The organism is Acaryochloris sp. IP29b_bin.148 (genome assembly GCF_028285565.1).
Taxonomy (GTDB): Bacteria; Cyanobacteriota; Cyanobacteriia; order Thermosynechococcales; family Thermosynechococcaceae; genus Acaryochloris.
Genome location: NZ_JANQOY010000080.1, coordinates 81,744 through 91,812, shown reverse-complemented (window position 1 = coordinate 91,812; position 10,069 = coordinate 81,744). Strand labels below are relative to the sequence as shown.

Sequence of the window (10,069 nt, the reverse complement as noted above, 5' to 3'; positions counted from 1 at the left end):
AACCGAATTGTGAATTTAAGTTAAAACTTCGGTTCATCATAAAAGATTTATTTAGCAGCAACAAGGTGGCATGTAGAGATTAATCAATTGGCCCATTCTGAGAAAGGGTTTAACCTCTCATTGAATTTCTACGAACCTCGATGACTTACAAGAGACCTGACTGCCTTGATGGAGTTATAGCTCGGACGATGTTCACAAAGGGTGATCAAAGTTGCTCATTTGAGGGCGAGTTCATGCTAAATAAAACCGTGATTCCATCAAATCAGGGTGTAGTTCTTGACTGGATTGCTACCGTGAAAAGTTCCAAGATTCGACTTTTTCGTTTAACGACGGGGAGCGCTCTGCGCCACACTTTCCAAAACACCGTCCAAAAATTTAGCTTTACAGGTAAACCGCTGAATCTTACCACTAGAGGTTTTGGGAATGGTACCAGGCTTGAGCAGCAGCAGTGTATGAATTTGTAGATCATGATCCTTGGCAACAGCCCGGCGAATTTGCGTCAGAATCTCCTTTTCTACACGATCGGGTTCTGAGTCAGTCGTGAGCGTTGTCGCTGGTACGAACTCTTTCATTTGGGGAGGATGGGCTGTGGGCTTTTTACCGTTCTTTTGATAGCGGTTAATGTAGTTTCGCTCTAGTTCCGCCACGACCACCAATTGCTCTTCACTCTCTACCGTAATCGAGAACGCTGCCGCACAATTGGGTCGAATGCCAGGATAGCTTTGAATCACAGTCCATTCAATATCTTGAGGATAATGATTTCGACCATTGATGATAATGACATCCTTTAGACGGCCCGTTACGTACAGCTCTCCCTCAGCTAGGAAACCGTAGTCTCCTGTTCGCAAAAACGGTCCAGCGCCCGTATCGGCCAAGTAAGCCTGAAAGGTTTCGGCAGACATATCCGACTGTCGCCAATAGCCTTGGGCAATGCTGTCCCCAGAAACCCAAATTTCGCCGACTTCTTCGGCTGAGCATTGACAAAGTGTTTCAGGATTAGCAATGATGATGTCCTGCCCCTTTAGCGCTGTCCCACAGCCCACTAACGTGCGGGCATCGGAGTCACTAGACAATGCAGAGACCACTTGATGTTGTTCCAGAGCGGAACCTTGTACGGTTTTTAAAGTAGGTGGGGCCTTTCTCTGTCCCCCTGAAACGATCAGGGTGGCCTCTGCTAGACCATAGCAGGGAAAAAAGGCTTCCGGACGAAATCCACAGGGCGCAAATTTGGTGGAAAAGTCTTCGAGGGTTTGAGCACTGATGGGTTCCGCACCATTAAAGGCCACCCGCCAGGAACTGAGATCTAGGGTTTCAATCTGTTCTGGCTTGATCTTGCGCAAACATAAATCATAGGCAAAATTGGGTCCCCCACTGGTGGTGGCTCGATAGCGAGAGATGGCTTGCAGCCAGCGAATCGGACTCTGCAAAAACATAAAGGGAGACATCAGCGCCACAGGGAATCCCCCGTATAAAGGCTGCAAAATTCCGCCGATCAAGCCCATGTCGTGGTAGGGTGGCAGCCAGATGACCCCTTGACTATCCGAACGATGCTCATAGCACTGATGAATCAGTGCCAGATTCTGCAAGAGGTTGTGATGGGTGATCATCACTCCTTTGGGAGTTGCCGTCGAGCCAGAGGTGTATTGGAGAAAGGCTAAGTCTTGTCCCTGGGGATGCAGCTCTTGCCAGGCTTGGCGCGGTTTAGTGACGCTGAGGCTGTCCGTCGCTAACCACTTGAGCGTGTTGAGTTCTGCCGCATCAATCAGCTGTCGTTCCAGTTTTGACAGGATTTGGGAGGTGGTCAGGGCAAAAATGGCTTGGGAGTCTGCGATCACACTTTGCAAGCGCATCAGAGAACGATTGGGGCGGGGGGGATAAATGGGGACCGCCGTGACGCCTGCATAGAGGCAGCCAAAGAAGGCAGCGACATATTCTAATCCGGGCTGATAGACCAATAGGGCGCGATCACCCGGTTGGCAGGCAGACTGTAACGCAGCTGCGATCGCACGGGCCTTGGCATCCAGCTCCGCATAGGTGAGATGGAGGGTTTCGTCTTCACCGTCGACTAAAAAGGTAAAGCCTTGATGGTCAGGCTGGTGCGCCGCTCGATAGCGAAGTAAACCCACCAAACTGTCCACCTTTGGCGGACAGGTTCCTTCGACCTTGGCATCCCAATTGGTTGTTTCAGCCACGTTATACTCCATCCTGACTAGAGGATTATGAATTCGTTTTCGATTTGAACAGCCCTTGTAAGCGCTGGTCCCATTTCTTTTGATTGGTCTCTGCATCTTTGATATAAGGAGACCAGGCAATCAACTGGATAATGAATTGATTCAGTAGAGAAGCAGGGAATTTGAGGGGACGAACAATATCGACAAAAAGGACCACCCGAACTTCATCGGTATTATTCCAGGCTTCATGCTCAAAGGAGTCATCGAACACAAGGCTTTTGCCTTCTTGCCAATGGCGGACGTCTTCTCCCACCCGAATCCCGCAGTCTGAAGCAGCCTCGGGAATGATCAGTCCCAAATGGTAGCGTAGAACGCCATTAAAGGGGCCGCGATGGGGTGGGATTTGCTTTTTTGGCAGCAAAATTGAGAAAAAAGCCGTCTTAACCCCGGGAATACTGGACAACAATTTTGCTGTTTCCGGGCAAAGACGACAGTTTTGCTCTGCCGTCACCCCGTATGCATAGAAGAAAAAAGTTTTCCAGCGCTGATCATTGGTGATGTTGTACTGATCGGGGGAAATATCTTGGAAATTAGGGAGGTCATCCCGATATTTGAGAATTTCATCTAATTCCTTGCGAATTACCTGCCAATTATCCTCGAAGGTTTTGACCCATTCAAACTGAGCAGGATCAAAGAACGTCGAGTTTCCCACCAGGGACGCAGATTGAATGATGCGCTCTAATTGGCGCAACAGATTTTCACCGGCTTTGAGGGCAACCTCACGGTTCTTGGTTTTGAAATCGGTGTAAAACTGGCTCAATGCACTCATAAATTAGGACTTAGAAATCAACAATCGGGCGCATTAACACTCCAGCCAATGTACACCATGATCTGTCACGATGCTATTGGGACCCCTTGGCTGCCAATACGGCATCCAATCGCTGGTCCCATTTCTTTTGATTGGCGGCTGCACCTTGAATATAAGGAGACCAAGAGAAGAGCTGAATTACGGCTTGGTTCAACAGAGAGATGGGGAATTTGACAGGTCTGACTACATCCAAGAACAGGACGACGCGCACATTATCCGTATCGTTCCAGGCCGTATGTTCGAAGGAATCATCGAAGACGAGGCTTTGGCCTTCTTGCCAATGGCGAATATCCTTGCCAACGCGAATACCGCATTGGTCTATGGCCTCTGGGACCATCAGGCCGAGATGATAGCGGAGAACGCCATTATAGGGACCTCGGTGGGGGGGGATGCGCTGGTGAGGCAGCAAGATCGAGAAAAAGGCGGTTTTTAAGCCGGGGATTTGTTCGATCAGCCGGGTGGTTTCTGGGCAGCGATCGCAATTTTTTTCGGCCTTAATCCCATAGGCATAGAAGGCGAACATTTTCCACTGGGTATCTTTGGTGAGGTCGGCATCGTACTCCACCAATTCTTCAAAATTAGGTAATGCCTCTTGATATTGGAGAACCTGTTCTAGTTCTTGGCGAATGGTTCGCCAGTTCTTTTCTAAGAGAGGGACCCAGCTAAAAATATGGGGGGCAAAGAAGGTTTTGTGGCCCACGAGGGACGAACGCGAAACCAACCCCCCAATATGCTGACGCATTAAAGTTTCGAGAAATTCTTTCACGGGACTGTCTTCCAATCATGTGTTGACTATAATGAATGAACCCTTAATATGAATGCCTGAGATTAGACATCAGAATTGAATGAATGGGATTTTATAATCGCGCCTAAACGCTGTTCCCACTGGGTTTGCAGCTTTTTAGCATCCTGAACAAAGGGTGACCAAGAAATTAAACGAATCAGGGTCTGATTAAGGAACGAAACGGGGAATTGCAGGGGACGGACCACATCAATAATCAGGACGACCCGCACCTCGTTGCTATCGTTCCAGACTTCATGGGGAAATCGATCATCAAAGACTAAACCTTGTCCCTGCTGCCAATGGCGAATTTGGTCCGCCACCCGTAGGCGGCATTGGGTTTCGGGTTGGGGCACTTTCAGGGCCAGATGGTACCGGATCACTCCCTTAAAGACCCCGCAATGCTCGGGAATATGCTTGTGAGGCAGCAAGATAGAAAAGAAGGCTGTTTTCATCCCTGGAATGGATTCAATCAGCTGGCTGGTTTGAGGGCAGAGATCGCAGTTTTGGGCCGCTTTCACCCCAAAGGCATAGAAGAAAAAGGTTTTCCACCGATCGTCTTGGGTCAGACGATACTGATCTGGCGATAAATCTTGGAAATTAGGCAGTTCATCTTGATATTGGAGAATATCCTCCATTTCTTGGGCAATGGTGGACCAGTTATTTTCTAGCCGCTTAACCCAAGGGAACTGTTGAGCCTCGATAAACGGAGTATTACCCACGAGGGAGTGGGACTCAATTAGACCTTCGAACCGCCGCAGGAGCTGCTCGGCTCGCTGTAAAAACAGTTGACGACTTGTGGTCTGCCAATGTCCATAGCGTTGACTGAAAGCATTCATATCACTGGATATTTGGGTAGACAATCTGTCCTTGGCACTCACCAAAGATCACGACATCAGATAGGAAAAGGTTAGACGATGGTTAATGGGCAGTCATAGAGTTCATCAAATCAGAGATGTTACCTGTTGCTGATTGCTGCCACTCAGCAACAGGCTGAAAGCTATTCTCTAGAAATTTGGCTCGACAGGCTCGACGCTGGATCTTGCCACTGGAGGTTTTGGGGATAGCACCAGGTTTGAGCAGTACGACGGCATAGACTTCGACCATATGCTCTTCACCAATCGCTAAGCGAATCGCGCCGATAACTTCTTCGACGGGGAGACGACGGAAAAAGTTTCGTTCCACTTCATGGACAATCACCAGATGCTCTTCTCTCTTCAGGGGAATGGAAAACGCCGCACCATGATTGGGCCGGAGGGCAGGATGGCACTGCTCCACGGTCTGCTCAATTAGCTGGGGATATTGGTTTCGGCCCCAGATAATCATTAGGTCTTTAATCCGACCCGTAATATAGACTTCGCCATTCTGGACAAAGCCTAGATCTCCGGTCCGCAGGAAGGGTCCTTCTCCCGTATCGGCTAAGTGGGCCTGAAAGGTCTCAGCAGTGACGTCGGGTTTGTTCCAGTACCCTTTGCCCACGCCATCCCCGGCAACCCAAATTTCACCGACTTGGTTTTCTGCACATTTTGTCAGGGTATCGGGATTTGCGATCGCAACCTTATCCCCCAACCACATGCGGCCACAGCCAATAATCGCCTGGGATTTATCAGACGCTGGTTCTACAGGAACCACTTTATTTTCAGCCAAGGCCATACTATCGAGATAACGAATGATGGGTGGCTCTGACTTCAGGCCCCCAGAAATAAAGAGGGTGGTTTCAGCCATGCCATAGCAGGGATAAAAAGCTTCCCGGCGGAAGCCACAGGGACCAAAGAAGTCCACAAATTTATCCAGGGTATCGGCTTTAATCGGTTCTGCCCCAGAAAAAGCCACTTCCCATTTGCTCAGATCTAGCTGATCTCGCTGCTGCGGCTTCACCTTCTGACAGAGTAAATCGTAGGCAAAGTTGGGGCCGCCGCTGGTGGTCGCCCCATATTTAGACACGGCCTCCAGCCACAAAATCGGTTTTTGGATCAGGGCAATTGGCGACATTAGGGTAACGGGGAAGCCCCCATAGAGGGGCTGAAGGACGCCTCCCACTAGACCCATATCGTGAAATAGAGGCAGCCAAATCACCCCCTGACTGTGGTCGGAATGGCCAAAGCTCTCATAAATCATCTTGGAGTTATGGAGCATATTGCCGTGGGTGACCATCACCCCTTTGGGATCTCCGGTGGAACCCGAGGTGTACTGGAGAAAGGCTAAAGTATCGGTCTCTAACTCCAGTTGAGTCCAGGCAGAGGCTTGATCCGTGGGCACGGTATCCGTGGCTAACCAGGTCAACTGATTTAAATACGGAGCTAAATCGGGATTCTTTTTGAGCTGGTTTTTCAGATGCTCTAGAAATCCGGCTGTGGAAACCAGCACCGTTGCTTCTGAGGCTTTGGCCCGGATTTGGAGTTTGGCAATGGCTTCGGGTTTCCGGGGCGGATTATCAGTGACGGCTACCACCCCGGCATAAAGACAGCCAAAAAAGGCAGACACAAATTCGAGTCCGGCATCGTAGGGATAAACGACCAGAACGTTGGTGCCGCGAGCGGTTAAGGCCTGTATTGCGGCTGCGATCGCCCGAGCTTGCAAATCCAAAGTGGCGTAGGTGAGGGTCCCGGATTCGTTTTTACCGTCGGCCAAAAAAGTATAGGCATTTGAATCAGACTGTTGCTGAGATCGCTCTCGCAGTAAGTCCACTAAAGTTGAAGGATGGGTCATAGGGTCGAAATCCGCAACAGCAAAAACCTAAATTTGAGCATATAAAACCGCTAGTACTTGCATCACTAATCAAGGCGGATCTGCATCACATTACTGTAGTTGAGGGATGCTTTAGACTTCAAGTATTCCGATAAACATCGGCAGCCTCTTATCCCTAATTGGACGCTGCATAAACCCTCTAGTTCCTACCAAAAGATGGATTGACCGATCTACTGTGACGGTCCATTTTGTTGCATATCCGATTCGGAAATGCCATTTTCACTGTCCATACTAGCGATAGTTCATCCCTACTGATTGCGGATTTGTAACTGAGCATTCTGCGGAAAATGCTTTGTTTTTACCCCTTTGACCGTGTGTTTCTCAGACCCAGTTGCCAAGACAAATACCCGCTCTAAGGGATAATAACTACTACATGCATGACAAATAAGGCTGCTCACAGCCGATCTTTGTGCAATAGATTGAATTGTTAAGTACCGCCAACAGGACCGCTGCTGAGGGTCTGAGACCCATCAGTGCCAGAAGAGATTAACCCTGCAGTTTTTAGAGATGTTCTTCCTCCAGTCAACTTCTAATACCACACCTCGGTACGCCATAAGTCCATGAAGAAGTTTGGGAAAAAGAAAACCTTTGTTCGCCTCTTAGTGCTGTTTTGTATGGGGCTAGGACTTGTTTTTCTGTTTCAAAAAATCAATCTCCAAGGCCGCGATCTACTAGACGCCTTTCAGCGATTTAGCCTGGAATCCCTGCTGCTAATGCTAGGGGTCACCTTGGTGCAAATGGCCTTTCAGGTGACTCGCCTTTGGGTCCTCTGTCCTCGGGCAGCTGGCGTGAGCTGGGCACAAGCAGCCAATACCTACATATCGGGCCAGTTTATTGGTAATTTCGTTCTCAGCCAAGCAGGACATGCCGTCAAAATTGCTCTATTGCGTAAGGAGAAAGATACCAAGGGACGTAAAATTGACGCAGCTGAAGCCACCGCTGTCATTCTGGTGGATAAAGTGCTTGATGTTGGCATCCTTGTCACGTTAGCGGTTCTGTCTGCACTGCAAGTCTCTGTGGGATTACCCCAAGTAGATTGGTGGGAGAAGGGCATTATCTTGCTGATCGGTGTTCCGTTCTTGGGGGTCGCGCTGTGGGCACTGCTGCAACGCTTACGCCAACGATTTCCTAAACTGCGTCAATGGTTCCGTAAGTTTAAGGCTGGATTAGCTGTTATTCGCAATCCGATCCAAATTCGCAATGCAGCGGTGATGGATTTGGGAGACTGGTTTACAGAATGTCTGCTACTACAGATGCTATGTATGGCACAAGGTCATGTCCTGTCTTTACCCCAACTTTTAATTTGCCTGTTTATTCTGAATTTGGGGCTAACGGTGCCAACCACCATGGCGAACCTAGGTACCTATGAAGCGGCACTGGCCTTTTCCCTGAACGGTATGGGGGTGCCGTTAGCACCAAGCGTGGTGATAGCGACGATGTTTCATGCCTATCAATTATTCGGTTTGCCCGTATGGATGTTGGGCCAAAAGTTGGGGCCGAACGTCTCTCCCAAGCTGGACTCCGCATTACCTATTCCGATTCCCCAAGAACGGCCTAAAGTGACCTCCAAGTAATCGACTGCCCTCCATAAAGCGGTGAGATAAACCTTGGCAACAAGCTTTACAACCCTGAGCGCACTTTTTTGGGGTCACCCATAAAGTTTGTTGCCCGTACGAGGTTATCGATAATTCTGGGCCTGAGTTTCAAACATCGTCGTATAGACACCGTCTAAGCTGAGTAAGGATTCATGACTCCCTTCCTCAATAATGCGGCCTTGAGACATGACATAGATATAGTCAGCCATTTTGACGGTTGATAAACGATGGCTAATTAAAATAGCTGACTGATCCTGAATCAGGGTGCGGAACTGCTGGAATACTTCATATTCAGCTTTAGGATCCATCGCACTCGTGGGTTCGTCTAAGACAATCACTTGAGAATCCCTCAAAAATGCCCGCGCCAGCGCAATCTTCTGCCACTGTCCGATGCTCAGCTCTTCACCCTCATCAAATAACTTCCCCAGGACCGTATTATAGGTTTTAGGTAAGGTTTGAATGACTTGATCGGCCCCTGATAAACGAGCAGCCCGAATCACTCGCTCGTCTTCAATAGATAACTCTACATTGCCTAACCAAATATTTTCTTTGGCGGTGAAATAATATTGGGCATAGTCTTGAAAAATGACGCTGATTTGACGCCGTAAATCCGCAATAGCAAACTCCCGTATATCCACTCCATCTATCGTGATCGCACCACAATTTGGATCGTATAAACGGCACAGCAGCTTAATTAAAGTGGTTTTACCTGATCCATTCTCACCGACTAACGCCACCACTTCACCCGGCCGAATTTTTAGATTAATATTCTTGAGCGCCTGACGAGTTGTTGCACCATACTGAAAACTAACATTTTTAAATACGATTCCCGACTGAAAGGGTAGAGGAAAGGGGCGCGGGCAGACCGGATCCACCACCTTTGGTTGGAGATTCAGAAACTCATATAAATTGACTAAGAAGAGATTATCTTCATACAAGCCCGATCCACTTTTCATCAAATCCCTAAGGTTAGTCTGCCCTCTCTGTAACGCTTGCGAGTAAAGTACCAAATCCCCTATTTGTAAATGACCTTGAATGGTTCGGTAAACAATAAAGGAGAAAATAGCTAAGATCACCAGCCCTGCACTAGCCTCAGTCCCAAAATACAGAAAAGATCGTTGCTTCAGAATCTTCACGGTTTCTGTATAAAGCTGCTGCCGTATGTTCTGATAACGTTGGCTAAATAAGTGTCCCAAATTAAAGAGTCGAATTTCCTTGGCACACTCGTCGGTTGTTAGCATCCACCCTAAATACATCCCTTGTCGCTGCATCTGCGTTCGCCGACGTTGCCAGCGATACATCACTTGTGAATAGCGCACTTTAACAATAACGGGTGGAATCGCCACAACTAAAAGGACGCCTAAAATACTCCAGTGCAACGAAATGAGTAATCCCAACATTGCGACTAAGGAAATTCCATTTTTCCCTACCTGAGCTAAGCGATCCAGAATTCGCGGTGGACGAAAGGGGGCTTCCTGTTGAGCTCTCTGCAACAGGTCATGGTACTTGGGGTTCTCGTAATGTTCTAAATCAGCCCCAATTGATTTGGCATGAATCAACCCTTGCATATAATCAGTGACGCGTTGGGCATGGGCCTGATTGACCAATTCTGCTAATGCAGAAAATGCTGTCGTCAACAGGGTGATCGTTCCCAAACAGACAAGAATGGGCAAGCAGTTTTGAAAAACAGCCGTTTTATCCACTGCAGTCAAACTGGTTGATACCGCGTCAATCAAAAGTTTTGTGAGATAAATCGTAGCGACAGGGAGAACACCTTGAGCGATCACTAAGGTCACTCGGGCTACAGTCCATCGAGGACTACTGTCCCACACCAGTCTCAGGGCAGGTAGCAATCGGATATTTTGTGTAATTTTCCGCTTGAATTTGCTTAGAAGTTGCATGGAAC

Annotated in this window: 7 protein-coding genes; 1 reads left to right on the top strand and 6 read right to left on the bottom strand. The window is 48.4% G+C overall.

Annotation, left to right across the window (positions count from 1 at the left end):
• Positions 1-323: 323 nt before the first annotated feature.
• The 5 genes from Q0986_RS07470 to Q0986_RS07450 form a co-directional block, all read right to left on the bottom strand.
• A complete protein-coding gene (locus Q0986_RS07470) occupies positions 324-2,204 on the bottom strand; it encodes a fatty acyl-AMP ligase (protein WP_366918538.1) in 1,881 nt (626 codons plus the stop codon).
• Between the two features lie 13 nt (positions 2,205-2,217).
• Entirely contained in the window at positions 2,218-3,000 is a 783-nt protein-coding gene (locus Q0986_RS07465) for an aspartyl/asparaginyl beta-hydroxylase domain-containing protein (protein ID WP_299407120.1), read from the bottom strand.
• Between the two features lie 73 nt (positions 3,001-3,073).
• On the bottom strand, positions 3,074-3,805 hold the full coding sequence (locus tag Q0986_RS07460; protein WP_299407116.1) for an aspartyl/asparaginyl beta-hydroxylase domain-containing protein: 732 nt from the start codon (positions 3,803-3,805) through the stop codon (positions 3,074-3,076).
• A 62-nt stretch (positions 3,806-3,867) separates the two neighbouring features.
• On the bottom strand, positions 3,868-4,659 hold the full coding sequence (locus Q0986_RS07455; RefSeq protein ID WP_299407112.1) for an aspartyl/asparaginyl beta-hydroxylase domain-containing protein: 792 nt from the start codon (positions 4,657-4,659) through the stop codon (positions 3,868-3,870).
• A gap of 82 nt (positions 4,660-4,741) precedes the next feature.
• Entirely contained in the window at positions 4,742-6,529 is a 1,788-nt protein-coding gene (locus Q0986_RS07450; protein ID WP_299407109.1) for a fatty acyl-AMP ligase, read from the bottom strand.
• 599 nt (positions 6,530-7,128) lie between these two features.
• Here Q0986_RS07450 and Q0986_RS07445 point away from each other — a divergent pair.
• Positions 7,129-8,142: a lysylphosphatidylglycerol synthase transmembrane domain-containing protein gene (locus Q0986_RS07445; RefSeq protein WP_299407104.1), complete on the top strand. Its 1,014-nt coding sequence runs from the start codon at positions 7,129-7,131 to the stop codon at positions 8,140-8,142.
• Between the two features lie 104 nt (positions 8,143-8,246).
• On the opposite strand, the gene Q0986_RS07440 is transcribed toward Q0986_RS07445, so the two are convergent.
• Positions 8,247-10,064, bottom strand: coding sequence for an ABC transporter ATP-binding protein (locus Q0986_RS07440; protein ID WP_299407100.1), 1,818 nt, complete (start codon positions 10,062-10,064; stop codon positions 8,247-8,249).
• Positions 10,065-10,069 lie beyond the last annotated feature (5 nt).

What these genes read in the sequence shown, in the direction of transcription:
- Q0986_RS07440 (WP_299407100.1), bottom strand. Translation starts at nt 10,064, where the DNA reads ATGCAACTTCTAAGCAAATTCAAGCGGAAAATTACACAAAATATCCGA.
- Q0986_RS07470 (WP_366918538.1), bottom strand. Translation starts at nt 2,204, where the DNA reads ATGGAGTATAACGTGGCTGAAACAACCAATTGGGATGCCAAGGTCGAA.
- Q0986_RS07455 (WP_299407112.1), bottom strand. Translation starts at nt 4,659, where the DNA reads ATGAATGCTTTCAGTCAACGCTATGGACATTGGCAGACCACAAGTCGT.
- Q0986_RS07465 (WP_299407120.1), bottom strand. Translation starts at nt 3,000, where the DNA reads ATGAGTGCATTGAGCCAGTTTTACACCGATTTCAAAACCAAGAACCGT.
- Q0986_RS07445 (WP_299407104.1), top strand. Translation starts at nt 7,129, where the DNA reads ATGAAGAAGTTTGGGAAAAAGAAAACCTTTGTTCGCCTCTTAGTGCTG.
- Q0986_RS07450 (WP_299407109.1), bottom strand. Translation starts at nt 6,529, where the DNA reads ATGACCCATCCTTCAACTTTAGTGGACTTACTGCGAGAGCGATCTCAG.